This is a genomic window from Pseudooceanicola spongiae (assembly GCF_014899185.1).
Taxonomy (GTDB): domain Bacteria; phylum Pseudomonadota; class Alphaproteobacteria; order Rhodobacterales; family Rhodobacteraceae; genus Pseudooceanicola; species Pseudooceanicola spongiae.
The window spans coordinates 608,179-633,135 of record NZ_CP045201.1; the positions used below are offsets into that span (position 1 = coordinate 608,179).

Here is a 24,957-nt window from a genome sequence, read left to right on the forward strand (position 1 = left end):
TTGAATTGGCTCCGGAGCGACGGGGGCCCTATAACCGGGACATGTTTACAGAGCTTGGCCATTTCACCCTGATCCTTGCCTTCGTGGTCGCGATCTTTCAGACACTCGTGCCCTTGATCGGCGCGCATAAACGCTGGCCCGGCTGGATGGCGGCAGGCGAAACGGCGGCAATTGCCCAGTTTCTGCTGGTCGGGTTTTCCTTCGCGGCTCTGATGTATGCCTTCATCACCTCGGATTTCTCGCTGCGGCTGGTGGTGGAGAATTCGCACTCCGCCAAGCCGATGCTCTACAAGGTTAGCGGAGTCTGGGGGAATCACGAAGGCTCCATGTTGCTTTGGATCCTGATTTTGGCACTGTTTGGGGCCGCAGCGGCGCTGTTCGGAACCAACCTGCCACCGACCTTGCGGGCGAGGGTGCTGGCGGTACAGGGCTCCATCGGCGTGGCGTTTCTGGCGTTCAGCCTGTTCACCTCAAACCCGTTTCTGCGCCTTGCGGTGCCACCCTTTGATGGCAATGACCTGAACCCGCTGCTGCAGGACCCCGGTTTGGCGTTTCACCCGCCGTTCCTCTACCTAGGCTACGTTGGCCTTTCGATGAGCTTTTCCTTCGCCGTGGCCGCCCTGATCGAAGGTCGGGTCGATGCTGCCTGGGGTCGTTGGGTGCGGCCCTGGACGCTGGCAGCCTGGATCTTTTTGACCATCGGCATCGCGCTCGGATCCTGGTGGGCCTATTATGAGCTGGGCTGGGGCGGTTTCTGGTTCTGGGACCCGGTCGAGAACGCCAGCTTCATGCCTTGGCTGATCGCCGGAGCCTTGCTGCATTCGGCCATCGTCGTCGAAAAGCGTGAAAGTCTGAAAGCGTGGACGGTTCTGCTGGCGATCATCGCCTTCGGCTTTTCACTGATCGGGGCATTCATCACACGCTCAGGTGTGCTCACGTCGGTTCATGCGTTTGCAACCGATCCGGAGCGGGGAGTGTTTCTGCTGGGGATCCTTGCTCTGTTCATGGGCGGCGCGCTGCTGCTCTTCGCCGCGCGGGCCGAGGCAATGACCTCCAAGGGTGTGTTCTCTCTGGTCAGCCGGGAGTCTGCTTTGGTGGTCAACAACCTTCTGCTGGGGGTTGCGGCTTTTGTCGTCTTCACTGGCACCATCTGGCCGTTGGTCGCTGAGATGTTCTTTGATCGCAAACTGTCGGTCGGCGCGCCGTTTTTCGACATGGCCTTCACGCCCTTCATGGTGGCCATTGGCGTGGCCTTGCCCATCGGGTCCATGCTGGCCTGGAAGAGAGCCAAGCTGGGCCGTGTTTTGCGCCGTCTGATGCCAGCGGCGGTGCTGGCGATTGCCGTGGCCGCGCTGGTCTGGGCGATGCAATCCGGGCGCTCGGCGCTCGGTCCTGTGGGGATGATGCTGGGAACATGGCTGGTTGTCGGGGCTGCAACGGATTTGTGGAGCCGGACCGGCACGGGTGGTTTTGCCCGGTTGCGTCGTTTGCCGCGGGCCGACTGGGGCCGGGTCGTCGCGCATGGTGGGCTCGGCGTCTGTATCGCGGGTGTATCGGCCATGCTGGCCTGGCAGCAGGAAGATATCCGTGTCGTGCAGCTGGGCGATACGGTTGATCTGGCAGGCTACCAGATCACGCTGAATGCGGTCGAGCGTGTCGAGGGACCGAACTATGTCTCGACCATGGGCGATGTGACGTTGGCGAAAGGCGGGCGCGCGATTGCAACGATGCATCCCGAAAAACGGTTCTACCCGGTGGCAGGCATGCCAACGACCGAAGCGGCGATTAACAATGGTCCGTTGCGCGATCTCTATGTCGTGATCGGGGATGAACAGGCGGGCGGCGGCTGGGCCATGCGCAGCTATTACAAGCCGTTGGCCAGCTGGATTTGGGGCGGCGCGTTGCTGATGGCACTTGGCGGCGGGCTGAGCCTGTCGGACCGACGCTACCGGGTGGCGGCAGGCGCGGCAAAGGGTGCGCACCGCGAGGTGCCAGCGGAATGAGGCGGTTCTGGCTGACGATATCGCTGCTGCTGGCGCTGGCGGCCCCGGCCTTCGCTGTGCAACCGGATGAGATCCTGAGCGATCCTGTGATGGAAGCGAGGGCGCGCGAGATTTCGCAGGGGCTGCGCTGTCTGGTGTGTCGCAATGAAAACATCGACGATTCCAACGCCGATCTCGCGCGCGACCTGCGCTTGTTGGTGCGGGAGCGGCTGGTGGCGGGGGACAGCGATGCTGAGGTCGTGGATTTCATCGTCGCGCGCTACGGTGAATATGTGCTGCTGATGCCGACGACAGGTGGGTCAAACTGGCTGCTTTGGGGCGCGGGCCCGGGGATGCTGCTGATCGGTCTGGGGATCGGAGCGTTGTTCATCCGGCGCCGTGGGCGCGCTGGTGGAGAGGCGAGCGGGCTGACGGCCGAGGAAGAAGCCAGGCTGAAGGAAATTCTGCGCGACTGACGCAGTGTTTCTGTGGGATGCTTGGCTGACTTCTGGTTCTCTCTGGCAAAGTTCATGAGGGAGGAGCCACACTGTGACTTATCAGACCATTACGCTCGATATCACTGACGACATTGCCGTTCTGAAACTGAACCGGCCGGAGGTGATGAACGCACTCAACAGCCAGATGCGGGCCGAGATCACCGATGCCGCAAGATCAGTCGCGGACAAGGCGCGTGTGCTGGTGCTCACGGCCGAGGGGCGGGCATTTTGCTCTGGTCAGGATCTGTCGGACCGGTCCAGCGTTGCGAACCCGGATCTGGAGCGGTCGCTGCGCGATGAATATCTGCCTATGCTGCGGGCCATTGTGGAATGCCCGATCCCTACGATCAGTGCTGTCAACGGTGCTGCGGCAGGCGCGGGGGCGAACCTCGCGCTCTGCGCTGATGTGGTGATCGCGACGCAGAGCGCCTATTTTCTGCAGGCGTTTTCGCGCATCGGGCTGATCCCGGATGCCGGGGGCACCTACTGGATGCCGCGCAGCATGGGCACTGCGAAGGCCATGGGGGCTGCCTTGTTTGCCGACAAGATCAGCGCGACGCAAGCCGATGACTGGGGGATGATCTGGGAAGCGGTGCCGGATGAGAGCTTTGCCGAAGTCTGGCGGGGGCGTGCCGCGCATCTGGCGACGGGGCCGACGCTGGCCTATCAGCAGATCAAGCAGGTGATCCGGGGCAACTGGGACCGCACCTTGGAAGAGCAGTTGGCGGCAGAGGGCAAGGCTCAGGGGATTTGCGGCAACTCACGCGACTTCAAGGAAGGCGTGATGTCGTTTCTGGAGAAGCGTGCGCCAAAATTCGAAGGGCGGTAGGGGGCGCTGCCCCCCGTCGCGTCGCGACGTCCCCCGAAGTATTTCGGGCAAGATGACGGGGAGGCGCGGCTGGCGGGCTTGATGTGCAATAAAAAAGGGCGGTGCATATGGCACCGCCCTTTTTTGTGTGTCGGGTCGGTCCGCTCAGCGGTTTTCGACATCCACGTAGTCGCGCATTGTGGCGCCGGTGTAGAGCTGACGTGGGCGACCGATACGCATGGTCGGATCCTCGATCATCTCTTTCCACTGCGAAATCCAGCCGATGGTGCGCGACAGCGCGAAGATCGGGGTGAACATGGACGTGGGGAAACCCATCGCCTCAAGAATGATGCCGGAGTAGAAATCGACGTTCGGGAACAGCTTCTTCTCGGTGAAGTAGGGGTCCGCGAGAGCCTGACGTTCCAGTTCCTTAGCGACTTGCAGAGTGGGGTTATCCTCGATCCCGAGCAGGTCGAGGACCTCGTCCGCGGATTCCTTCATCACGGTCGCGCGGGGGTCGAAGTTCTTGTAGACGCGGTGGCCGAAGCCCATCAGGCGGAACGGATCGTTCTTGTCCTTGGCGCGGGCAATGAATTCGGGGATCCGGTCAACGGTGCCGATTTCACGCAGCATTTCCAGGCAGGCCTGGTTTGCGCCGCCATGTGCCGGACCCCAGAGGCAGGCGATGCCCGCTGCGATACAGGCGAAGGGGTTGGCGCCCGAAGACGAGGCCAGACGCACCGTCGAGGTCGAGGCGTTCTGTTCGTGGTCGGCGTGCAGCGTGAAAATCCGGTCCATGGCGCGGGCCAAGATCGGGTTGACCTGATATTCCTCGGCCGGGACGGCAAAACACATGCGCAGGAAGTTCGACGCATAGTCTAGGTCATTGCGCGGATACACGAAGGGCTGACCGATGGTATACTTGTAGGCCATCGCGGCGATCGTCGGCATCTTGGCGATCAGGCGGATCGAGGCGACCTCGCGCTGATGCGGATCATTGATGTCGGTGGAGTCGTGGTAGAAGGCCGACATGGCGCCGACTGTACCGACCATGATTGCCATCGGGTGTGCATCGCGACGGTAGCCGGTGAAAAAGCGGTGCATCTGTTCGTGTACCATCGTGTGGTTGGTCACGATGGATTCGAATTTCTCAAGGTCCGCGCCATTGGGCAGCTCGCCGTAGAGCAGCAGGTAGCAAACTTCGAGGAAATGCGATTTCGACGCCAGCTGGTCGATCGGATAGCCGCGGTGCAGCAGGATGCCTTCTTCGCCATCGATATAGGTGATGGTCGAGTCGCAGGCGGCCGTCGACGTGAAGCTTGGATCGTAGGTGAACATGCCGGTCGTGCCGTAAAGCTTACGGATGTCGATCACGTCGGGACCGGCGGAGGGCGAAAGAACCGGGAATTCGAAGGTCTTATCCCCGACGGTTAGAGTTGCCTTTTTGTTCGTATCAGACATTTACTATTTCCCTTCCTCTTTATCCCGCGCCAGTCCAATCCGGCGCCCCTATTTCTCATGGCCAGTCTCAACGATAGGTTAAGCTGTCCCCTTGACGTCCTGAAGGCGAAGAAGTGTTTCCTCGCGGCCCAGGAGAAACATCATGTCAAATACACTGGGGGTGGCGCTGCGTCCCGCCAGCGCGGCGCGGAGAGGCCCGGCCAGTTGACCGAATTTCATCTCCCGCGCTTCGGCGAAAGCGTTCAATTCACCCTCCAGAGCTTGACGGTCCCAGCTAGCATTTTGCAGATGCGGCGTCAATTCACTCAGTATACCAAGGGATACCGCATCGAGGAATTTTGCCGCCTTTTCGTCGGGGGCAATTGGCCGGTCGGCCAGGATAAACTCTGCTTTTTCAATGAGTTCGATGTAGGTCTTGGCACGCTCCTGCAGCAGGGGCATGGCCTGGCTCAGAAGTGAAATTTTTGTGTCCGAGGGGGTCGGCTGGCCGGTCACTGCCATGAAGTCGAGCAAATCATGCAGCAGTGCAGCATTTTCAGCAGCCGCGATGTGCTGGCCGGAAATGCTTGCCAGTTTTTTGAAGTCGAACCGCGACGGGCTCTTGCCCATGCCGTCGAAACTGAACCATTCCTGCGCCTGAGCATCGGTGAAGAATTCGTCGTCGCCATGGCTCCAGCCGAGCCGCGCAAGGTAGTTGCGCATCCCAGCCGCAGGATAGCCCATGTCGCGATATTCCTCGACGCCGAGCGCGCCGTGACGTTTCGACAGCTTCTTGCCGTCGCCGCCGTGAATCAGCGGAATGTGGGCGTAAACGGGCAGGTCCCATCCCATCGCCTCGTAAATCCCCATCTGGCGGGCCGCGTTGTTGAGGTGGTCATCGCCGCGGATCACATGGGTCACGCCCATGTCGTGGTCGTCGACCACCACCGCCAGCATATAGACCGGTGTGCCGTCCGAGCGCAGCAGCACCATATCGTCGAGCTGATCGTTGCCGATTCTGACGTCGCCCTGCACCTTGTCATGGATCACGGTCTTGCCGGTCTCGGGCGTTTTCAGACGAATGACGAAAGGCAGGTCGGGGAAGGTCGACGGATCTGCATCGCGCCACGGGCTGACGAACAGGGTCGAGCGGCCCTCGGCCTTGGCGGCATCGCGGAAGGCCTGGATTTCATCCTGCGTCGAGAAGCATTTGAAGGCGCGGCCCTTTTCCAGCATCTCGAGTGCCACGGCGCGGTGACGGTCGGCGCGGTCAAACTGGCTGACGATCTCTCCGTCGTGGTCCAGACCGAGCCAGGCCAGACCGTCGATGATCGCCTGAGTGGCTTCGGGGGTGGAGCGGGCGCGATCGGTATCTTCGATCCGCAGCAGGAATTTACCGCCGTGACCACGGGCAAACAGCCAGTTGAACAGCGCAGTGCGCGCGCCACCGATGTGCAGAAATCCGGTGGGAGAGGGAGCGAAACGGGTGACGACCTGTTCAGTCACGGGCAGGGTATCCTAACGGTTGTTTAACTATGCGCCTTGTAGCGTTGCACATTGTCTATCGGCGGTCCGGAGGGGTGACAAGTGCAGCGGATCGGCGACGTCAGGTTGGCTGAGCTTTTCCGCAAGGCAGGTTCAGGCGCGGCGGGTATGATGCTGGCGCAGCGGGGGCAGTTGTTTCATTGGGTTCCGGTGTTCATGGGTATCGGGATCGGGGGCTACTTTGCCCTCAAGGTCGAACCGGCTCTGTGGATCTTGGGCTCAGCTTTGCTGCTTGCGATGATCTGCGCGGGTCTGGCTTTGCGTACCTCTGCCGTGGTGCAGCCGCTTCTGTTGGCGCTCGCTCTGGCCTTGGCGGGGGGGGGCCTTGCGGGTGCGCGCGCTCAGAGCGTCGGCGCCCCTGTTCTGGGGTGGCGCTATTATGGGCCAGTGGAAGGGCGGGTTGTCGAAATCGACCGCTCGGCCTCGGACGCGGTGCGCCTGACGTTGGATCGCGTGCATCTGGATCGGCTTGCGCCGGAAAAGACTCCGGCGCGTGTGCGGATATCGCTGCACGGACCCACCGGGACAGACCCTTTGCCGGGCATGGTGGTCATGACCACTGCGCATCTGTCGCCGCCGGGTGGCCCCGTCGAGCCCGGCGGATTTGATTTTCAGCGCCATGCCTGGTTTCAGCGTTTGGGAGCGGTGGGATACGCGCAGGTGCCACTGATGGCGCTGGAGCGGCCTGAGCCCGCAGATTTGCGCATTTTTCGCTGGAGCATGGCGCTCTCCGCCCGATTCCAGAGCGGCTTGCCGGGCGAGGCGGGGGCCTTTGCAGCCGCCGTCACGGCAGGCGATCGCTCGGGGATGGGGCAGGAGACATTGCGCGATCTTCGCGTGTCGAATCTGGCGCACCTTCTGGCGATCTCCGGGCTGCACATGGGGTTGCTGACGGGGTTCGTCTTTGCCGCCATTCGCACTGGGTTGAGCCTGTCGCGGCACGCCAGCCTGTTCTGGCCGGTCAAGATCATTGCCGCGATGGCGGCGCTGATGGCGGCAACAGGATATCTCATGCTCTCCGGCGGGAGTATCGCGACGGAGCGCGCCTTTGTCATGGTGGCCGTCGCGCTGGTTGCGGTGATGGCGCAGCGGCGCGCGATCAGTCTGCGCGCGGTGGCTCTGGCCGCGGTTCTGGTGTTGCTTCTGCGCCCCGAGGCGTTGCTCTCACCGGGGTTTCAGATGTCGTTCGCAGCGACTCTGGCCCTGATCGTCGTTTTCGGAGTGATGCGCGACAGGCAGTGGCGGCTGACCGGTTGGTGGGGGCATATCGCTGCAGTGATCCTCTCGTCAGCTGTCGCAGGCGCTGCCACCGCACCAGTCGCAGCGGCTCAGTTCAACCAGCTGGCGCACTACGGATTGCTGGCAAACTTGCTGTCTGTGCCGGTGATGGGCGTGCTGGTCATCCCTTCTGCGGTGGTTGCTGTTCTGGCGATGCCTCTTTCGCTGGAGGCACTGCCACTCTGGGTGATGGGGCTGGGCTTGAAGTGGATCCTCTGGGTTGCCCACTGGGTCGCGGGGCTTGACGGCGCGCGCAGCATGGTGCCCTCGCCACCCTCCGTTGTACTGCCGATGCTGACGCTGGGGGCTTTGGTTATGGCGCTGTGGTCGGGACGCGGCCGCTGGTTTGGCGTGCTGCCCGTCATGCTGGCCATGGTGCTCTGGGTGCAGGTTCAGCGCCCGCTGGTGGTGATCGCGGAGTCTGGCGGCCTTGTGGGTGTCATGACAGAGCAGGGCCGTGCGCTGAGTCGGGACAAGGCGCAGAGCTTTGTTGCCAGCATCTGGCTGGAGAATGACGGCGATCCCGCAACGCAGGAGTTGGCCGCACAGCGCTGGCCCCTTATTGACGGGCTAGAGGTGCGGCACTTCACAGGCCTGCGGGCGGCGGCGCAGGCTGGCCCTTGTGCGCCGGGCGGTATTCTTGTGCTCAACGTCGCCGCGAAACAGGCCCCGATGGCCACAGGCTGCAGGATTTACGACCCCGACAGCCTGCGGCGCAGTGGTGCCGTGGCGCTATGGCGCGACGGCACGGCAGTGCGGGTTGTCACCGCGCAAGAGGTAAGGGGAAAACGCTTCTGGACCCAGCCAGAGATCCACGACTCACTTGAGATGCGCTTGCAGGACCTGATGCGGCTGTTCAAGCTGCCAGAGCCAAGCAGGTCCGATCCGGACACACTGGCTCTGGCGCGATCATCTTCTCAGGTGATGGATCAGACCGACGCGTCTCAGTAGCTGCGGATCAGACCCACAAGACGGCCCTGAACACGCACCTTGTCTGCAGGTAGCACGCGTGTCGGATAGGCCGGGTTGGCGGCGACAAGTTCGACGGTGCCATCGCGACGGAACAGCTTTTTCAGTGTCGCCTCTTTCTCTTCGACCAGAGCCACGACGATATCGCCGTTATCAGCCGACGCGGTTTCGCGGATAATCACCACATCGCCATCATTGATCCCGGCTTCGACCATCGAATCGCCGTTCACTTCGAGTGCGTAGTGATCTCCGCCACGCGACAGCATGCTGCCCGGCACGGCAATGTGATACGAGACGTCGCTGATCGCGGCAATTGGCACACCGGCTGCTATCCGGCCCATCACGGGCAGCTCCATTGCATGAATCACTTCGATGCCCTGACCGGGCTCGCGCCGTGCGCCAGACTTGCCGCCACTTTCGGCGAAGTTCGGCGTAAAGACAGCAGCTGAAGAACCAGCGGTCATATTGTCCGGTAGCTTGACGATTTCGATCGCGCGGGCCCGATGCGCAAGGCGCCGGATGAAACCGCGTTCCTCAAGTGCCGTGATCAGGCGGTGGATGCCGGATTTCGACCGCAAATCCAATGCATCTTTCATTTCGTCAAACGACGGCGGTACGCTGTCGCGCTGCATACGATTGTGAATGAATACAAGTAGATCCAGCTGTTTCTTTGTCAGCATTACGGGTGCTCCTGATTTTTAACGGTTGCACGTCGTTCTATACATGTTCCCTTTTTGTGTCAACGCGTTGAGAGCAAAGGTTTATTCGTCAAACGCAAAAAAATCAGATCGGAATGTAGTGAACCGTCTCGCCAGCGACGGCTGCCGGGGCGTTCGGGGCGCGCAGGATAAGGGCGTCCGCATCTGACAGAACCGACAGCAGCGAACTGTCCTGACGGTCGGCGGCAAAGATCCCCTCAGGTGTGATGCGCCCACGCAGATAATGTTCTCGGGGGCCATTCGCGGCCAGCGGTTGGGACAGCGCGGCGGCATAGAGCTTTGCAGCACAGGCGGGCAGTCCCTGCATCGCGCGCAGCACGGGCGCGACGAAAACGTGCCCACACACAATGGCGGAGACAGGATTTCCCGGCAGGCCGATCATCATCGCGCTGCCCGTCTCAGCACTCATTTGCCCTGCCATGAGCGGTTTGCCGGGGCGCATGGCGACTTTGTAGAAACTCCGTTGCACGCCGAGTTCTTCGGCCACGGTGCCCACAAGATCGTGATCGCCAACCGAAGCGCCGCCGATTGTGATCACCAGATCAGCCCCCTGTGCCATCGTGAAGGCGGCACGCAGACTGGCGCGGGTATCGCGCGCGATCGGCAACATACGGGTGCGCGCACCGAGGCTGCGAAACAGCGCTTCGAGTGCAAAGGTATTGGAGGCGATGATCTGATCAGGGCCGGGTGTTTCTCCCGGCAGGACCAGCTCATCTCCGGTGGCGATCAGAGCCACTTCGGGGCGACGGGCAACACGCACCTGCGCGATATTCATCGACGCCAGTAATGCCAGATCCGAGGGAGAGAGAAGGCGCGGCGCCTGCATCTTGTCACCACGGCGGAAATCGGCACCCGCCGGGCGCACGTTGTCACCGCGATCCAGCCTGTCGCCAAGGGTGATCATGTTGCCGTCTCGGCGTACGTCTTCTTGAATCACGACGCGGTTGGTGCCTTTTGGCATCGGCGCGCCGGTGAAGATGCGGATCGCCTCGCCGGGTCCTGCGGTGCCGTCAAAGCGGTGGCCCGCCGCAGATTCGCCCGTGACGCGGAACTGTGCGCCGGGCTGTGCATCGCTGCCGTTCACCGCATAGCCGTCCATGGCTGACCCATCAAAGGGGGGCTGATCGCGCCCGGCAGTGACGGTTTCCGCGAGGACGCGCCCCGCGGCTGCGCGCAGCGGCACGGTTTCGGCCGGCAACGTTTTTGTCAGGGAGAATAGCGCCGAAAGCGCCTCTGAGACCGTAATCATTCCGCCTGATAACGGCCTGATTTGCCGCCCTCTTTTAGCAAAAGACGGATGCCGCCGATCTCCATCGCCTTATCGGCCGCCTTGACCATGTCGTAGATCGTCAGTGCAGCAGTCGACACCGCCGTCAGCGCCTCCATCTCGACACCCGTCTGCCCGCCGGTCTTGATCGTCGCTTCAATCCGCAGACCCGGCAGCTCGGGGTCGGCCGTGATCTCGACGGCGGCCTTGGTGATCGGCAGGGGGTGACAAAGCGGAATCAGCTCAGAGGTTTTCTTGGCCCCCATGATCCCGGCCAGCCGCGCGACGCCTGCGACATCGCCCTTCTTGGCAGTGCCTTCGGTGATCATCGCCAGGGTTTCTGGCAGCATCCTGACCCAGCCAGTCGCCACAGCCATGCGCGCTGTGGTGGGTTTGTCCGAGACATCCACCATATGCGCATCGCCCTTGCCGTCGAAATGGGTCAGTGCCATCAGATCATGCCCGTGGTCTGCGACCGGCTGAGCAGGGCGCGGGTTGCGGCCTCGACATCGTCCTGACGCATCAGGCTTTCGCCGATCAGGAAGCAACGCGCACCGAAACGGGCCAGCTCGGCCAGATCATCGGCACCGTCCAGTCCGCTCTCGGCGACGATCGTGCGATCCTCGGGCACAAGTCGCGCCAGCCGCCGCGAGGTGTCGAGCGAGGTTTCAAAGCTGCGCAGATCACGGTTGTTGATGCCGATGAGCGGGCTTTTGAGGGCACTGGCGCGCTCAAGTTCGGCTTCGTCATGCACCTCGATCAGCACGTCCATGTCCCAGTCCAGCGCGGTCTGCTCAAGCTCTTGCGCCTGTGCGTCACTGACCGAGGCCATGATGATCAGGATGGCATCGGCGTTCAGGGCGCGGGCTTCGACGACCTGATAGGGGTCGTACATGAAATCCTTGCGCAGGACCGGCAGCGAGCAGGCGGCGCGCGCCTGAGTGAGAAAGTCCTTTGCCCCCTGAAACGACGGCGTGTCGGTCAGCACCGAGAGGCAAGCCGCCCCGCCGGCCTCATAGGCTACGGCGATGGCTTCGGGATCAAAGTCAGGGCGAATCAAACCCTTGGAGGGGGAAGCTTTCTTGATTTCGGCAATCAGCCCATACCCCTCACGCGAGGCCTCGTGCAGAGCGGCAGCAAAACCGCGCACGGGGTCTGCACTGCGGGCCTCGCCCTCAAGAACGTCCTGAGGTTTGGCCAGCTTGTCGGCCTCAATCTCTTGCAGCTTGTACGCCTTGATGCGGTCCAGAACGGTTTCGCTCATGAGGGGGCTCCCGGGTTGGTCCAGTTGATTGCGTTTTCGCCTTTTCCTGTAAGCCAGTTATTGACAGTTGAAAATGGTCGCGTGCCGAAAAAACCCCGGTGTGCCGATAGCGGCGAGGGGTGCGGGCTGCTCAGGATCAGCGCATCTGGCGCGGTAATCAGCGGCGCATAGGCCTGCGCGGGCTTGCCCCAGAGCAGATAGGCGCGCGGGCGATCGTTCAGCGTTTCAAGGACCTGTCGGGTCAGGTCGCGCCAGCCGAGCTTGGCATGGGCGTTTGCCGCGCCCGCCGGCACCGAGAGCGCGGTGTTCAGCAGCAGAACCCCCTGTCGCGCCAGAAACCGCAGATCGGCATTGGGGGGGCAGGCTCCAAGATCGGCCTGCATCTCCTTGTAGATATTGGAAAGGGAGCGCGGAAGTGGGCGGACCTCCGGCTCAGCTGAAAACGCCAGACCATGGGCGTGGCCGGGGGTCGGATAGGGATCCTGACCAAGGATGACGACGCGCACGGCCTCAGGCGGCGTCAGATCCAGCGCGGCAAAGCGCTGCGCGGCGGGGGGCAGGATCTGACGGGTCTCTGCGGCAAGGGCGGCGGCAATGCGCGGATAGTCCTGGGAAAAGAACGGCAGATGGGCCCAGTCGGCGGGAATACCTGCACTCATGCTTGCGATGTAATGCGGGCGAGGGTTTCGATGCTTTTCAGAGCGGCACCACTGTCGATGCTTTCGGCAGCGATCCCAGCGGCCTCTTTCAGGTCCGTCGTGCGCCCGGCAACGACCAGAGCGGCGGCGGAGTTCAGCAAAACCGCGTCGCGATAGGCCGAGGCGGCGCCGTTCAACAGCGCCCGGAAAGCAGCGCCGTTTTCCTTTGGTGTGCCGCCGATGATCGCCTCAAAGGGATGCACAGGCAGACCGGCCTCTTCCGGGTGCAGTTCAAAGTCGCGGATGCTGCCATCTTCTTCCAGCGCCGAGATCCAGCTGATGCCGGTGATCGTCAGCTCGTCCGTGCCGTCCGAGCCGTGCACCAGCCAGGCTTTTTCAGACCCGAGCGCTCGAAGGGTCTCGGCCATCGGGCGGATCACGTCGCGGTTGAACGCACCGGTCAGCTGTCGTTTGACGCCCGCCGGATTGGTCAGCGGGCCAAGGATGTTGAAAATGGTGCGGGTGCCCAGCTCAACCCGTGTCGGGCCGACATGGGCCATGGCGGGGTGGTGCATAGGGGCCATCATGAAGGCGATACCGGCCTCGCGCAGCGCGCGCTCGACCACCTCGACCCCGACCATGACGTTGACGCCCATCTGGCTCAGCGCATCTGCAGAGCCGGATTTGGAGCTGAGGTTGCGGTTGCCGTGCTTGGCAACAGGCACCCCCGCGCCCGCCACAACAAAGGCCGTCGCGGTCGAGATGTTCAGCGTGCCCTTGCCGTCGCCGCCAGTGCCAACGATGTCGATCGCGCCCTCGGGAGCCCTGACCACATGGCATTTCGAGCGCATGACCTGCGCGGCGGCGGCATATTCATCCACCGTTTCGCCGCGTGTCCTCAGCGCCATCAGAAAGCCACCGATCTGGCTCGGGGTCGCTTCTCCCTCAAACAGGATCGCGAAGGCGCGCGCGGCCTCGTCACGGGTCAGAGGGCGTTCGGCGGCGGCGGCGATCAGCGGCTTGATGGCGTCGGACATGGGCATCTCCTCTCCCTCATCACGAGGGCGGTATCGGTCTGCCGAAGCCCCGGGAATGGGCCGGGTCCGGCGCTGTGCCCCCTTGCCTGTGCGGCGTTGCTCCGCCGATCGGCAGGTCGGCCGCAGGAGGGGTGGGGTGCGCGCCATAGATCCCGCGCTTGCAGGGCAGCGTCAAGGGCACTTTCCGCGCATCTGACGCGGCTGTCGGGGGTGACGCGCTGGCGTGATGATGCGAAGATGGGGTAAGCGGCTGGCAAGGCCAGCAGCCTAAGGTGTTGTAACAGTTGAAGGGGCGGACGTGGGACGCGGATTTTTCGCAGGGGTGATCTGGGGTGTGGGGCTGGCTGGGCTCGGCTTGGCGACAACGTCACTGAGCCTGCCATTGCCAGTTGCGGCGCCGGGCGCCAGCCCAGAGGCGGGATCAGATCAGACAACGCGTGCCGCGCCCTCTGGTCTTGAGACAGCGCCACAGGCCCGCACGCCTGACCTCTCACAAGCGCAGCAACAGGCGCAGGCGCCCCGCACCGGTCTGGCCGATGTGCCGGCCGGATCGCAGTTCAACCGTGGGCGCTCGGATGGGCCGGTGCGTCTGCCGGTTGTCGGGGGGGATCAGCCTCAGGTCAGCAGTGTCATGCGGCCGGAGGGGGCCGCGCCCGAAGCCTTTGCCTTCACCCCGGACACCACCCGCAATCCCGGTTTGCCGGATGCCACCGGCGTTGACTCGCGGTTTCCGCCTCTGCCCCAAATCGGCTCAGAGGCAGGCCCCGGTCTGGCGCTTGAGGAGGTTAGTCCCGTTCTGGCCAACCCGCTGATCCAGCCGCTTGTGGCGCCGCGTCAGGAAGGAGGGCCGGATCTGACGAACCGCCCTTCCATGCCTTCGGTCGACGCGACGCGGCAGACCCCGGTTCAACAGCCCGAGCCGACCGCCGGTTTTCCCGCGGGTGACCTCGACGCAGTGAACCAGGCCCCGGAGATCGCATTGGCCACGCCCGGTGCGCTGCCGGTGCCGCCCGAAGACCCCTCGGGCCTGCCCAGCTTGCCCGGAACGACGGCGGCGCGCAGTCCGCAAACGCCTGCCGCGCCGCGCCCCGAGATGACTCCTGAGGCTGCCCCAAGCGAAGATCTGGCGATGTCCGCACCCAGACCCTCCGCTCCGGCGCTGACGGTGACTTCCGCCGAGATCCCTGAAGGGGAGCGCGACATGGGCCCCAAAGTTGCCGCGATCGATGCCTTCGCGATGCCCTTTGACGCCAGTGATCCGCGTCCGCGCATGTCGATCGTGCTGATCGATGCGGGCACAGGGGCGGGGCTCGGCACCAGTGCTCTGCGCGATTTTCCCTACCCGGTGAGCTTTGCCGTCGATGTGACGCGCCCTGATGCCGTTGTCGCCATGGCGCGGTATCGCGCCGCCGGGTTCGAGGTGCTGGCTCTGGCCGGGTTGCCGGCGCATTACGCGGCCCGCGATATCTCTGCCGAGACTGCGGAGTGGTTCGCCCAACTGCCCGAGGTTGTCGCCGTCATGGAGGCCCGTCCCGGTGCCCTGCAACAAGGCCGTGCAGAGGCGGAGGCTTTGGCCGGCGCGCTGAGCGAAACGGGCCACGGCGTCCTGTTCTACCCTGAGGCGGGCGACACCACCCGCAAGCTGGCGGCGCGGGCAGGTGTCCCGGCCGCAACCCTGTTCCGGGACTTTGACGCTGGAGGCGAGGATGCGGCGGGAATCGGACGCTTCCTCGATGCTGCGGCGGTCCGGGCCGCGGATGAGCATGGCGTCGTCATGGTCGGGCGACTGCGGCCTGAGACCGTGTCGGCGTTGCTGGTCTGGGGCCTCGCGGATCGAGCCAGTCAGGTGCAGCTGGTGCCCGTCTCTGTGGTGCTGAAAGCGCAATCTTCGCAGCCGTGAGGGATGCGATAAGCCCTTGTCATTAAAGAAAAAGGCCGCCCACAGGGGCGGCCTTTCGTTTGTCTGAGGCGATGTCGCCTTACTGCATCTGTGCGTTGACGGCGTTCAGGGATTCCTGATTGATCCGCACGTCGGTACGGGCGCGGACATCGGCGCTGTAAGCCTGATAGATATCCTGAGCCAGCGAGCTTGAGACCTGATCCGACAGCGACTTGCGCAGTTCGGTGGTCTGGGCATTGTCCTCGGCAGGCGGGATGATCTGATCCAGACGCAGGATCAGCACGGAGTCGATGCCATCGGTGATCTGGACATCGCCCTGCTTCATGCCAAAGACCGTCTGGTTGAAACCCTGCGGCGTGCCAAGCACCGATCCATTGCGGCTGACCGAACCTTCGGACTTCAGCGTAAGGCCAAGATCTTCCAGCGTTTTGCCATCTTTCAGCTCAGCCACAAGCGCCTCAGCGCGAGCGCGCAGGCGGGCTTCGGTCTCGGCTGTGGTCCAGTCTTCGGCCACCTTGTCACGGGTTTCGGCCAACGGGATCGGCGCGGCGGGGATCACCTCCTCCAGACGCATGGCGAAGATGCCGCCGTCGTCCAGTTCGGCCACGGTGGGATAGTCGTCGGCGGTCAGCGCGGCGGCAGCCTTGGCAAAATCCGCATAGCCTGCGATGCCGTCGCTCATGCCCTGCGCCCAGTCGATGGTGCCGAGCTGCATCGGCGTCTCTTTGGCGACGTCTTCCAGTGTCGCTCCGCCTGCGAGCAGATCTTCGACCGGCTCCATCTGCTGCGCGACAAGGCGGCGCGCGGCATCGGCGGCAAGATCGGTGCGGATCGTCGCGGCGGCCTCTTCATAGTCGGTGCTGCTGGCTTGCAGAACACCGTTGACGCGGAACAGGGCCGGGCCGAGGTTGCTGTCGAGCGGGCCGACAACATCACCCTGCTGTGCGGCAAACACGGCATCGCCCGCGGCGCCAAGTTCGTCCTTGCCAAGGTCGCCAAGGTCGATGTCCGACAAGGCCAGACCGCGATCGGTGACCAGACTGTCAAAGTCCGTCTCGCCCGCATCGAGCTTGGCCTTGGCCGCTTTGGCCGCATCTTCGTCAGGAAAAACAAGACGTTCGACAAGGCGACGCTCAGGCTGTTCGAACTCGTCGAGGCGCGCGTCGTACTGCGCACGGATGGCGGCATCATCGATCTTGACCTGATCCATCACCATCTCTGGCGACAGTTCTACGTAGGTGATGCGCTTTTTCTCGGGCGCGGAGTAGTCCGCGACATGGGCATCGTAGAAGGTCTGCAACTGGTCGTCCGTCGGCGCGGGCACGGGGGCGTCGAGACTGTCGGGGGCCAGCGTGGCATAGGTCACGGCGCGCTCTTCCGCGACGTAGTTGGCCATCGTGTCTGAATAGGCGGCGGGCATCCGGGTGGCGGCGATCACGGCCGCCTGTAGCATGGAGCGCGCAGAATCCGAGCGCATGTCGGCTTCAAAATCGGCTTCGCTGATCCCGGCGCGGTCCAGAGCGAATTTGTATGTATCGCGTGAGAATTTGCCCGTAGCATCTTGGAAAGCCTGAATTTTCACGATCTGATCGCGCAGCTCGGCGTCGCCGATCGACAGGCCGATGCGGTCCGCTTCGGCATCAAGAGCGCGGTCGTTGACGAGGCTGGCGACCACCGAATTGGTGATGCCGAAAGCCTGCGCCTGGGCGAAAGTGATCGGCTGACCCAGCTGCTGCTGTAGGTTCGCAATCTGGTCCTGCACGGCGCGCGTATAGGTGTTGATGCGGATCGGCTTGCCGCCAACCTCGCCGATATTGGTCACGTTGCCGGTGAAATTGGTCGCGCCAAACCCACCAAGGCCCAGGACCAGGAGCACGAGAAGGCCCCAGACCAGCGTGTTGGATTTCTTCATCGCCATACGGCGTCCTCCGCTATTTCCGTTGCGCGCCAGAGGGTTGGCAGGCAACGCTCATGCCATGCGCCACGTTCCTCCGGGGAGGGGGCGTGGCGCGTCTGGCCCTTGTTAAAGCCTTGCCGGGTAAGGGGCAAGGCGGGGTTCTCAGCCCTGTGATGCCTGGGTGAGGCGGTCGATGAACTGGCCGATCCCGGCGGTGTCGAGATTGGCGAAGGCGATGCGCATCTGACGGGCGCCGCTGGGGTCATTTGCAGGCGTGAACATGGTGCCAGGCAACATCAGGATACCGGCCTCACGGACCAGCTGAGGGGCAAGCTCGGCCGAAGATTTCTCATTGGAATGAGACGCATAGCCGAAATAGGCCCCGGCGGAATGCAGCGTCCAGCCGACGGTCGCCAGGGCCTCGCGCCCGGCCAGCATGGCGGCGCGGCGGGCGAGGATCTCGTCCCGTTCACCGGCGAGCCATTGCGACAGGTTCTCCATCCCCCAGAGCGCTGCGATCTGGCCGAGTTGCGGCGCGCAGATGGCGACGGTATCTAGGAATTTCTCTATGTCTGCCAATGTCTTGGTCGAGGCGATCACCGCGCCTGTGCGGTGGCCGGTCAGCCGGTAGGCCTTGGAGAAGGAGTAGAGGTGGATCAGCACATCGTCCCAGTCGGGGTCGCTGAACAGGTCATGCGGCGCGCCCGAAACAGAATGAAAATCGCGGTAGGTCTCGTCCACGATGAGCTTCAGGCCATGGGCGCGGGCGAGGTCGCGGAAGGCGGCGATCAGGGCGGGTGGGTACTCCATCCCCGTCGGATTGTTCGGCGTGACCAGCACGATGGCCCGGGTGCGGGGCGTGATCAGGGCCGCCGCGCGGTCGGGATCGGGCAGCAGATCGGCCTCGCAAGGCAGCGGGACGGCGCGCACGCCTGCCATGTCGAGCCACATCTTATGGTTGAAATACCAAGGGGTTGGCAGGATGACTTCATCCCCTTCAGTGGTCAGTGCGGTGATCGTGGCGCAGAAGGCCTGGTTGCAACCGGCGGTGATGGCGACCTGAGCGTCGGCGATCTGGCCCCCATAGGCGGCGGACCAGTCGGCGGCGATACGGGCGCGCAACGCGGGCAGGCCGAGGACGGGGCCATAGAGGTGGGTCTCGGGGATTTGCAGCGCGCGGCTCATCGCCTCGATCATCGGCGCGGGGGGCGGCGCGACGGGCGCGGCCTGCGAGACGTTGATCAGGGGGCGGTCCGCCGGGAAGGTGACGCCGTCGAGCCAGCGGCGCGCCTCCATCACAGGGGGGGCGAAGGTGGCGTCGGTGCGGGTCAGCGCGTGGGTCATGCAAGCCTCGGAAAAGGTGAAATTCTGACGTCGGTATCTGGTCGGTATCTGAACGGTATCCGAACGGTGCGAAAATCGCCCGCCCGCGGGTCCGAGGAGAGGCTAGCAGGGGGCGGCGGAGAGGGAAAGCATCGCGTGCGACCCGCGCGCGACAGTCAGGCGACTGTGGCGCGAGCCGCCTCAGAGCGGCGCGGTTTCTAGGGTGTCGTAGAGGCGGCGCGAGGCGCGGATGGCGTCGTGATGGGCGCTGGCCCAGCTGACCAGCGCCACAACCGGCACCAGAGAGGATTCCCCCATCGCCGTCAGCGCATATTCGACCGAGGGCGGCTTGGTCGGGAAGACCTGCCGCGACACCAGCCCGTCGCGTTCGAGGGTGCGCAGCGACTGGGTGAGCATGCGTTTGGAGATATCGCCGATGGCGCGTTGCAGGGCGCTGAAGCGTTGCGGCGCGCGCGACAGGGCGATCAGGATCAGCAGGGTCCATTTGTCGCCGACCCGGTCGAGGATGTCGCGCACCGGGCAGCGCATCTCGTCCAGCGCGCGGGCCTCATCGGACTTGTCCCAGAAGATCTGCAGCACCGCGCGCGCGGCGGCGTCGAGGACCACTGGGTTACCTTTAGGTTCCCTTGTCATGAATTAGTGCCTCCTTACCATGCGCCTCGGGGTGGTCTACTTTTGAGACCATAGGCCGATTCGAGACTTGCCGATAGAGGGCAGGTGCGGGCCGCATAAGGAGAGAGATCATGGACGATAAGATTCTGGTAACCGGTGCTTCGGGTCAACTCGGCGCTTTGGTGGTGGATGCGCTGATCGCGCGGGTGCCGGCGGCGCAGGTTGTGGCGCTGGTGCGGCGTGAAGAGGCCGCCGAGGCGCTGCGCGCCAAGGGTGTCGAGGTGCGTCTGGCGAGCTATGACGACCGCGCCGCGCTTGAGTCCGCGTTTCAGGGTGTAGGGCGTCTGCTGCTGATCTCGGGCAATGATTTCGCCTCGCGTCTGGCGCAGCATACCACTGTGATCGAGGCGGCGCAGGCTGCGGGCGTCGGGTTTGTCGCCTATACCTCGGTGCTGCGGGCCGATACCTCTGCGCTGATGGTGGCGGATGATCACGTGCCGACAGAGGCGCTGCTTGTGGCCTCGGGGCTGGACTACGCGTTGCTGCGCAATGGTTGGTATACGGAGAATTACACCGTGTCGGCGCCGATGGCGGTGCAGCATGGCGCGCTGATCGGGGCGGCGGGTGAGGCGAAGATCGCCAGCGCGGCGCGGGCTGACTATGCCGAAGCGGCTGCGGTGGTGTTGAGTGCCGAGACGATCGAGAGCGGCAAGGTCTATGAGCTGGCGGGCAGTGAGTCCTATACGCTGGCCGAGCTGGCGGCGGTGATCAGCGACGTCTCGGGCAAGCCGGTGCCTTACGTCAATATGAGCGAGGCCGAGTACAAGGGCGCGCTGATCGGCGCGGGTCTGCCAGAGGGTCTGGCGACGCTGCTGGCCTCAAGCGATGCGGCGGCGCGTGATCATGGCGATCTGGACGGAGACGGGGCTGTGCTGGAGACGCTGATCGGGCGCAAAACGACTCCGTTGCGGGTCAGCGTTGAGGCGGCGTTGGCCTGAGAGGCTGTCGCGATCTGAGAGGGAGGGTGGGGGCGCTGCCCCCGCCTTCGGCTCCCCCGGGATATTTCTGACAGGGAAACGGAGTGGCGGGGGCACAGATTGACGGGGGCGCGGGGTGCCGGGGTGTTATTCGCGGCCGCGGTAAGGTTCGACGTATTGCAGGGCCATGTCCCAGGGGAAGAAGATCCAGGTGTCTTGCGAGACTTCGGTGATGAAGCTTTCGACCTGGGGTTTACCCTGGGGCTTGGCGTAGAGCGTGGCGAAATGCGCTTTGGGGTAGAGGGCGCGGACGAGTTCGAGGGTCTTGCCCGAGTCCACGAGGTCGTCGATCACCAGAATGCCGGTGCCATCGCCCATCATTGCCGCATCGGGGGATTTCAGGACGCTGGCCTCGGATTGGCTCTGGTGGTCGTAGGATTTGATCGAGATCGTATCGACGGTGCGGATGTCGAGTTCGCGCGCGATGATCATCGCCGGGGCCATGCCGCCGCGGGTGATGGCGACAACGGCTTTCCAGGCGCCGTCATCGGGGCCATGGCCGTCGAGCCGCCAGGCCAGGGCGCGGGCATCGCGGTGAAGCTGATCCCAGCTGACGTGGAAGCCTTTTTCGTGCGGCAGTCGATCGGTCATGGCAGGTCTCTTTCAGATCAGCTTTTGTCGATATCGGGGGCATCGACGGCTTTCATCCCGACGATGTGGTAGCCCGAATCAACGTGCAGGTTTTCGCCCGTGACCCCGGAGCCGAGATCGGACAGCAGGTAGAGCGCGGATTTGCCGACGTCGTCGATGGTGACATTGCGGCGCAGGGGCGAGTTCAGCTCGTTCCATTTCAGGATGTAGCGGAAGTCGCCGATGCCGGAGGCGGCGAGGGTGCGGATCGGGCCGGCGGAGATCGCGTTGACGCGGATGCCGTCCTTGCCGAGGTCTTCGGCGAGGTATTTCACCGAGGCCTCAAGCGCGGCCTTGGCGACGCCCATGACGTTATAATGCGGCATGACCTGTTCGGCACCGTAGTAGGTGAGGGTCAGCATCGAGCCGCCGTTGGGCATCATCTTCTCCGCACGCTGCGCCACGGCAGTGAAGGAATAGACGGAAATGTCCATTGTCAGGTTGAAATTGCCCCGGCTGGTGTCGACGTAGCGACCGCGCAATTCGTTCTTGTCCGAGAAGCCGATGGCGTGGACGATGAAGTCGATCGTCTCCCAGTCGGCTTTCAGCGCGTCGAAGGCGGCGTCGATCGAGGCTTCGTTCGAGACGTCGCAATCATAGAGCTTGGTGACGCCGAGCTGTTCCGCCAGCGGCACCACGCGTTTCTTGAACTGATCGCCCATATAGGTGAAGGCCAGTTCAGCCCCCGCGTCCGCCAGGGCTTTTGCGATGCCCCAGGCGATGGATTTGTCGTTGGCAAGGCCCATAATCAAGCCGCGCTTGCCCGCCATCAGAGTGTTCGCCATGCTGCGGTCTCCGCCCTGTAATTTCCGGTCAAACTCCTTTAGGCGATAGGGTGGGGCGCTTCAAGCCTGCCGAACGCGCCGAGGGGCGCCAATTCGGGGGCAGGGCGCAGTATTTCAGACGATGCAGGTGGCATCGTCGTGAGTGACGGAAGGGAAGCGACATGGCTGATCGTGAAGGTATATTTGCCGGGGCGGACCCGTTTGCCATTGCAAAGGACTGGCTGGCCGAGGCGACTGAGGCCGAGGTCAATGATCCCAACGCCATCGCCCTTGCCACGGTCGACGGTGAGGGCCTGCCAAATGTGCGAATGGTGCTGTTGAAGGATATTATGACAGACTCATTCGTATTTTATACGAATTACGAAAGTACCAAGGCGGGTGAGCTTGACCTCAGCGGAAAAGCTGCGTTTGTCATGCATTGGAAGAGTTTGCGTCGGCAGATTCGGGTTAGGGGTACGATTTCACGCCTTGAGGGCGCGGAAGCGGACTCCTATTTCGCGTCGCGGTCGTTGAAATCCAGATTGGGGGCATGGGCGTCGCAGCAATCGCGGCCCCTGGCCTCACGAGCGGCGCTCATGGCGGAGGTTGCAAAAGTTACGGCAACCAAGGGCATGAACCCGTCCAGACCCCCGTTCTGGGGTGGGTACCGAGTGACGCCGAGTGAGATCGAGTTTTGGGCTGATGGTGCGTTCCGGTTGCATGACCGGTTCCGCTGGACGCGCAATCCTGAGTCACAGACCTGGATTACGCAGCGTCTTAACCCTTGAATTCAGCCTCTCCGGAGGCATGAAAGCTTGATCTACCTCAGTTTTATAAGCCTAGTTGTGTGATCCGTACCGCTTGGGAACAATATTGCGGTGCGGACACGTGCAGAAAAACGGGGATAGAATTGACTCAGTTTGACGATACGACCCGGACGGTCGAAGGCCATGTAAAATGGTTTGATCCGTCCCGGGGCTTTGGCTTCGTCGTCTCAGAGGGAGGTGGATCTGATATTCTGCTGCACGCCAATGTGTTGCGGAACTTTGGACAAAGCTCAATTGCGGACGGAGCGCGGGTAGGAATTGTTGTGCAACAGACGTTAAGGGGGGAGCAGGCGGTAGAGGTCCTGCACATTGAGCCCCCCGAAGGCGCGGGCATGGCGATGCTTGAAGATTTCCGCAGTCTCGATCCTGAAATGATCCGGTCGGTTCCGATGGAACCGTCCCGGGTGAAATGGTTCGATAAAGTAAAAGGGTTCGGCTTTGCCAATGTGTTTGGCCGATCTGACGATGTTTTCATCCATGTCGAGGTGCTGCGCGCCTCGGGCCTTTCGGATCTGGCGCCCGGCGAAGCGGTGGCGTTGCGGGTCATCGACGGCAAACGCGGGCGCATGGCGACCGAGATCTGCGCATGGGAGGCCGCGCTTCGCACTGCGGACCCCTCTGCTGTGGAATCCTGCGGAGAGGCCAATGGCTGACCGGCTGCGTCCTTAGGCGCCGATCAATCGTGCACCGGAGCCTGTTTCGTGTTAGCCAACGGTGTGTAACAAACGCCGGGGAGAGCCCCGGATCTGCGCCTGAATTTCCAGGCGCATCAAAACGCGCCAGGACAGGCTCCGGCGCACAGAAAATGCAGGGAGCAGCCAAAGTGCGGTTTCAGTCGATCACTCTAGCCAGCCTCTGCCTTTTACTCACATCCCTTGTACCCGCCGCCGCGACAGAGACCTGCCGCGAGGACCGGGTGGAGCTGCGCGGGCCCTGGGGTGCGGCGCGGTTTCGCGTCGAGGTCGCCGATGATGCGACTGAGCGCGCACAGGGTCTGATGTTTCGTGAGCAGATGTCGAGCGGTGCTGGCATGCTGTTTATCTATGAGCGGCCGCAGATCGCCAATTTCTGGATGCGCAACACGCTGATCCCGCTCGACATGATCTTCATGGACCCGACCGGCAAGGTCACCGCCATCCAGCGTATGGCCAAACCCAAAGACGAGACCCCGCTGAGCGGTGGCGCGAATGTGCTCTATGTGCTCGAAATCAACGGCGGTCTGGCCGAGCGGATGGGAATCGATATCGGCAGCCAGATGCGCCATCCCGCCGTCGCGCCCGATCTGGCGGTCTGGAGCTGTGATCCTGCCGTCGCCGAGTGAGGTGCGACATCGGGTTTTACAGGGCAATTGGGGCGACTTTGAAGTTGCTGCGAAAAATCTGCGCTTTGGGCTTTTCAATCCGCGCAGGCTTCGCTAGAGACGACCTCGGTTCGGGGCGTAGCGCAGCCTGGTAGCGCATCTGTTTTGGGAACAGAGGGTCGGGAGTTCGAATCTCTCCGCCCCGACCACTTTCAGCCAGTCTTTGTGATGTGATAAGATCCCGCCTTGCGGCAGGGGTCTGATCACGCGTTTGTTGAGCGGCTTTGACTTGCCCAAGGGACGCTCTGTGGTCATACCGCCGCGACAGCCAGGACGCTCCACCCCAGCCAGATAGATGTGAGACAGACCCCGCAGGACGGGTAGGAGAGAGTTATGAGCGAACAGACGCCCGCTGTGGGCTGGATGGACACGACGCAGGCCTATGGTCGGATCAGCCGGATCCTGCACTGGGGGCTGGCGGCGCTGTTCCTGTGGCAGTTTCTGGGCATGGCGGTGAAGCTGGTGCTGGGCCGGGTGCCGCTGTCGGGGTTTTTCGTCGGGCTGCATCAGCCGGTCGGGCTGGCGATCTTTGCACTGATCGCGCTGCGGGTCCTCTGGGCGTTGCTGAACCGGGGTCATCGGCCCGGGCATGGCGCGGGCGCGCTGGGGCTGGCGGCGCGGCTGGGGCATCTGACGCTCTATACGGTGATGGTGGCGGTGCCGCTGCTGGCGCTGCTGCGCGCCTTCGGCAATACGCGCGGGTTCGCGCCCTGGGGGTTCGAGATCTTTGCGCCGCGCGCGCAGGAGATTGCGTGGATGGTCAACCTTGGCAATGCGGCGCATGGGCTGCTGGCCTGGACGCTGGCGGCGCTGATCGCGGGCCATATCGTGATGGCGCTGCTGCATCATTTCGTGCTGCGCGACGGTCTTTTGCGGCGCATGATCGGCTAGGGACGGGCTCTGCCGCTGCCATAGGCGATTCTCTGGCCGCGACCGGGGTTTCCCGCCCATCTACCAGATGTAGTGTCATGCACGTGTTGCATCTAAGGCATATTGTGCGCGCTTGGCACAAAAAATGGCAGCGGCCTGTCCACAAGGGGATGTGGACAGATTCAGGCAAAACCTGAGGTCGCTGGCCAAACGACCTGAATCTCAAGGATTTTCCATCGAGGTTTCATCCACCGGAGAATCGGTCGGGTTTA

23 protein-coding genes and 1 tRNA gene are annotated in these 24,957 nt (G+C 63.2%); 11 read left to right on the forward strand and 13 right to left on the reverse strand.

Going from position 1 to position 24,957, the window contains the following annotated elements; genetic code table 11:
- The first annotated feature begins 41 nt into the window (after positions 1-41).
- From F3W81_RS02880 to F3W81_RS02890, 3 genes are all read left to right on the forward strand, one after another.
- On the forward strand, positions 42-2,003 hold the full coding sequence (locus F3W81_RS02880) for a heme lyase CcmF/NrfE family subunit (protein WP_193082171.1): 1,962 nt from the start codon (positions 42-44) through the stop codon (positions 2,001-2,003).
- The gene (locus tag F3W81_RS02885) at positions 2,000-2,458 is read left to right on the forward strand and encodes a cytochrome c-type biogenesis protein (protein ID WP_193082172.1); all 459 of its coding nucleotides are present in this window, start codon (positions 2,000-2,002) and stop codon (positions 2,456-2,458) included. Before F3W81_RS02880 ends, F3W81_RS02885 begins: the two co-directional genes overlap by 4 nt.
- A gap of 73 nt (positions 2,459-2,531) precedes the next feature.
- Complete coding sequence (locus F3W81_RS02890; protein WP_193082173.1) at positions 2,532-3,308, forward strand: enoyl-CoA hydratase-related protein; 777 nt, start codon at positions 2,532-2,534, stop codon at positions 3,306-3,308.
- Positions 3,309-3,452: 144 nt separating this feature from the next.
- On the opposite strand, the gene gltA is transcribed toward F3W81_RS02890, so the two are convergent.
- Both gltA and gltX read right to left on the reverse strand, forming a co-directional pair.
- Positions 3,453-4,748 carry a citrate synthase gene (gene gltA / locus F3W81_RS02895; protein ID WP_193082174.1) on the reverse strand — a complete coding sequence of 432 codons (1,296 nt, stop codon included), beginning with the start codon at positions 4,746-4,748 and terminating at the stop codon, positions 3,453-3,455.
- A 78-nt stretch (positions 4,749-4,826) separates the two neighbouring features.
- On the reverse strand, positions 4,827-6,233 hold the full coding sequence (gene gltX, locus F3W81_RS02900) for a glutamate--tRNA ligase (protein WP_193082175.1): 1,407 nt from the start codon (positions 6,231-6,233) through the stop codon (positions 4,827-4,829).
- A 147-nt stretch (positions 6,234-6,380) separates the two neighbouring features.
- Here gltX and F3W81_RS02905 point away from each other — a divergent pair, with 147 nt between their 5' ends.
- Positions 6,381-8,501: a ComEC/Rec2 family competence protein gene (locus F3W81_RS02905; RefSeq protein ID WP_193082176.1), complete on the forward strand. Its 2,121-nt coding sequence runs from the start codon at positions 6,381-6,383 to the stop codon at positions 8,499-8,501.
- Here F3W81_RS02905 and lexA read toward each other — a convergent pair.
- The 6 genes from lexA to trpD all read right to left on the reverse strand — a co-directional run bounded on the left by lexA (position 8,495) and on the right by trpD (position 13,444).
- Positions 8,495-9,199: a transcriptional repressor LexA gene (gene lexA / locus F3W81_RS02910; RefSeq protein ID WP_193082177.1), complete on the reverse strand. Its 705-nt coding sequence runs from the start codon at positions 9,197-9,199 to the stop codon at positions 8,495-8,497. The genes F3W81_RS02905 and lexA overlap by 7 nt on opposite strands.
- Before the next feature lie 103 nt (positions 9,200-9,302).
- A complete protein-coding gene (locus tag F3W81_RS02915) occupies positions 9,303-10,487 on the reverse strand; it encodes a molybdopterin molybdotransferase MoeA (RefSeq protein ID WP_193082178.1) in 1,185 nt (394 codons plus the stop codon).
- On the reverse strand, positions 10,484-10,960 hold the full coding sequence (moaC, locus tag F3W81_RS02920; protein ID WP_193083587.1) for a cyclic pyranopterin monophosphate synthase MoaC: 477 nt from the start codon (positions 10,958-10,960) through the stop codon (positions 10,484-10,486). Before moaC ends, F3W81_RS02915 begins: the two co-directional genes overlap by 4 nt.
- Positions 10,957-11,769 (reverse strand): indole-3-glycerol phosphate synthase TrpC, encoded by an 813-nt coding sequence (gene trpC, locus F3W81_RS02925; RefSeq protein ID WP_193082179.1) that lies wholly within the window; start codon positions 11,767-11,769, stop codon positions 10,957-10,959. The genes moaC and trpC overlap by 4 nt, the downstream gene beginning before the upstream one ends.
- Complete coding sequence (locus F3W81_RS02930; protein ID WP_193082180.1) at positions 11,766-12,428, reverse strand: uracil-DNA glycosylase; 663 nt, start codon at positions 12,426-12,428, stop codon at positions 11,766-11,768. The genes trpC and F3W81_RS02930 overlap by 4 nt, the downstream gene beginning before the upstream one ends.
- Positions 12,425-13,444, reverse strand: coding sequence for an anthranilate phosphoribosyltransferase (trpD, locus tag F3W81_RS02935; RefSeq protein ID WP_193082181.1), 1,020 nt, complete (start codon positions 13,442-13,444; stop codon positions 12,425-12,427). The genes F3W81_RS02930 and trpD overlap by 4 nt, the downstream gene beginning before the upstream one ends.
- 298 nt (positions 13,445-13,742) lie before the next feature.
- Here trpD and F3W81_RS02940 point away from each other — a divergent pair, with 298 nt between their 5' ends.
- Complete coding sequence (locus F3W81_RS02940) at positions 13,743-15,344, forward strand: divergent polysaccharide deacetylase family protein (protein ID WP_193082182.1); 1,602 nt, start codon at positions 13,743-13,745, stop codon at positions 15,342-15,344.
- Between the two features lie 79 nt (positions 15,345-15,423).
- On the opposite strand, the gene F3W81_RS02945 is transcribed toward F3W81_RS02940, so the two are convergent.
- The 3 genes from F3W81_RS02945 to F3W81_RS02955 all read right to left on the reverse strand — a co-directional run bounded on the left by F3W81_RS02945 (position 15,424) and on the right by F3W81_RS02955 (position 19,218).
- Entirely contained in the window at positions 15,424-17,262 is a 1,839-nt protein-coding gene (locus F3W81_RS02945) for a peptidyl-prolyl cis-trans isomerase (RefSeq protein ID WP_193082183.1), read from the reverse strand.
- A gap of 141 nt (positions 17,263-17,403) precedes the next feature.
- Positions 17,404-18,585, reverse strand: a complete 1,182-nt coding sequence (locus F3W81_RS02950; protein ID WP_193082184.1) for an aminotransferase — start codon at positions 18,583-18,585, stop codon at positions 17,404-17,406.
- Between the two features lie 180 nt (positions 18,586-18,765).
- Positions 18,766-19,218 (reverse strand): winged helix-turn-helix transcriptional regulator, encoded by a 453-nt coding sequence (locus tag F3W81_RS02955; RefSeq protein WP_193082185.1) that lies wholly within the window; start codon positions 19,216-19,218, stop codon positions 18,766-18,768.
- Between the two features lie 110 nt (positions 19,219-19,328).
- On the opposite strand from F3W81_RS02955, the gene F3W81_RS02960 reads away from it, so the two are divergent.
- The gene (locus tag F3W81_RS02960; protein ID WP_193082186.1) at positions 19,329-20,195 is read left to right on the forward strand and encodes an SDR family oxidoreductase; all 867 of its coding nucleotides are present in this window, start codon (positions 19,329-19,331) and stop codon (positions 20,193-20,195) included.
- A 126-nt stretch (positions 20,196-20,321) separates the two neighbouring features.
- Here the strand turns inward: F3W81_RS02960 and gpt are convergent, their stop codons facing one another.
- Complete coding sequence (gpt, locus tag F3W81_RS02965) at positions 20,322-20,825, reverse strand: xanthine phosphoribosyltransferase (RefSeq protein WP_193082187.1); 504 nt, start codon at positions 20,823-20,825, stop codon at positions 20,322-20,324.
- 17 nt (positions 20,826-20,842) lie between these two features.
- The gene (gene fabI, locus F3W81_RS02970) at positions 20,843-21,649 is read right to left on the reverse strand and encodes an enoyl-ACP reductase FabI (RefSeq protein WP_193082188.1); all 807 of its coding nucleotides are present in this window, start codon (positions 21,647-21,649) and stop codon (positions 20,843-20,845) included.
- A gap of 161 nt (positions 21,650-21,810) precedes the next feature.
- Here fabI and pdxH point away from each other — a divergent pair, with 161 nt between their 5' ends.
- From pdxH to F3W81_RS02995, 5 genes are all read left to right on the forward strand, one after another.
- On the forward strand, positions 21,811-22,416 hold the full coding sequence (gene pdxH / locus F3W81_RS02975) for a pyridoxamine 5'-phosphate oxidase (protein WP_193082189.1): 606 nt from the start codon (positions 21,811-21,813) through the stop codon (positions 22,414-22,416).
- 122 nt (positions 22,417-22,538) lie between these two features.
- A complete protein-coding gene (locus F3W81_RS02980; protein ID WP_193082190.1) occupies positions 22,539-23,108 on the forward strand; it encodes a cold-shock protein in 570 nt (189 codons plus the stop codon).
- A gap of 152 nt (positions 23,109-23,260) precedes the next feature.
- Positions 23,261-23,776: a DUF192 domain-containing protein gene (locus F3W81_RS02985; RefSeq protein WP_193082191.1), complete on the forward strand. Its 516-nt coding sequence runs from the start codon at positions 23,261-23,263 to the stop codon at positions 23,774-23,776.
- Between the two features lie 111 nt (positions 23,777-23,887).
- Positions 23,888-23,964, forward strand: a tRNA-Pro gene (locus F3W81_RS02990).
- A 184-nt stretch (positions 23,965-24,148) separates the two neighbouring features.
- Positions 24,149-24,706, forward strand: coding sequence for a cytochrome b (locus F3W81_RS02995; RefSeq protein WP_226941828.1), 558 nt, complete (start codon positions 24,149-24,151; stop codon positions 24,704-24,706).
- Positions 24,707-24,957 lie beyond the last annotated feature (251 nt).

What these genes read in the sequence shown, in the direction of transcription:
- F3W81_RS02880 (WP_193082171.1), top strand. Translation starts at nt 42, where the DNA reads ATGTTTACAGAGCTTGGCCATTTCACCCTGATCCTTGCCTTCGTGGTC.
- F3W81_RS02885 (WP_193082172.1), top strand. Translation starts at nt 2,000, where the DNA reads ATGAGGCGGTTCTGGCTGACGATATCGCTGCTGCTGGCGCTGGCGGCC.
- gltA (WP_193082174.1), bottom strand. Translation starts at nt 4,748, where the DNA reads ATGTCTGATACGAACAAAAAGGCAACTCTAACCGTCGGGGATAAGACC.
- F3W81_RS02905 (WP_193082176.1), top strand. Translation starts at nt 6,381, where the DNA reads ATGATGCTGGCGCAGCGGGGGCAGTTGTTTCATTGGGTTCCGGTGTTC.
- lexA (WP_193082177.1), bottom strand. Translation starts at nt 9,199, where the DNA reads ATGCTGACAAAGAAACAGCTGGATCTACTTGTATTCATTCACAATCGT.
- F3W81_RS02915 (WP_193082178.1), bottom strand. Translation starts at nt 10,487, where the DNA reads ATGATTACGGTCTCAGAGGCGCTTTCGGCGCTATTCTCCCTGACAAAA.
- trpC (WP_193082179.1), bottom strand. Translation starts at nt 11,769, where the DNA reads ATGAGCGAAACCGTTCTGGACCGCATCAAGGCGTACAAGCTGCAAGAG.
- F3W81_RS02930 (WP_193082180.1), bottom strand. Translation starts at nt 12,428, where the DNA reads ATGAGTGCAGGTATTCCCGCCGACTGGGCCCATCTGCCGTTCTTTTCC.
- trpD (WP_193082181.1), bottom strand. Translation starts at nt 13,444, where the DNA reads ATGTCCGACGCCATCAAGCCGCTGATCGCCGCCGCCGCCGAACGCCCT.
- F3W81_RS02945 (WP_193082183.1), bottom strand. Translation starts at nt 17,262, where the DNA reads ATGGCGATGAAGAAATCCAACACGCTGGTCTGGGGCCTTCTCGTGCTC.
- F3W81_RS02950 (WP_193082184.1), bottom strand. Translation starts at nt 18,585, where the DNA reads ATGACCCACGCGCTGACCCGCACCGACGCCACCTTCGCCCCCCCTGTG.
- F3W81_RS02955 (WP_193082185.1), bottom strand. Translation starts at nt 19,218, where the DNA reads ATGACAAGGGAACCTAAAGGTAACCCAGTGGTCCTCGACGCCGCCGCG.
- F3W81_RS02960 (WP_193082186.1), top strand. Translation starts at nt 19,329, where the DNA reads ATGGACGATAAGATTCTGGTAACCGGTGCTTCGGGTCAACTCGGCGCT.
- gpt (WP_193082187.1), bottom strand. Translation starts at nt 20,825, where the DNA reads ATGACCGATCGACTGCCGCACGAAAAAGGCTTCCACGTCAGCTGGGAT.
- fabI (WP_193082188.1), bottom strand. Translation starts at nt 21,649, where the DNA reads ATGGCGAACACTCTGATGGCGGGCAAGCGCGGCTTGATTATGGGCCTT.
- pdxH (WP_193082189.1), top strand. Translation starts at nt 21,811, where the DNA reads ATGGCTGATCGTGAAGGTATATTTGCCGGGGCGGACCCGTTTGCCATT.
- F3W81_RS02985 (WP_193082191.1), top strand. Translation starts at nt 23,261, where the DNA reads ATGCAGGGAGCAGCCAAAGTGCGGTTTCAGTCGATCACTCTAGCCAGC.
- F3W81_RS02995 (WP_226941828.1), top strand. Translation starts at nt 24,149, where the DNA reads ATGAGCGAACAGACGCCCGCTGTGGGCTGGATGGACACGACGCAGGCC.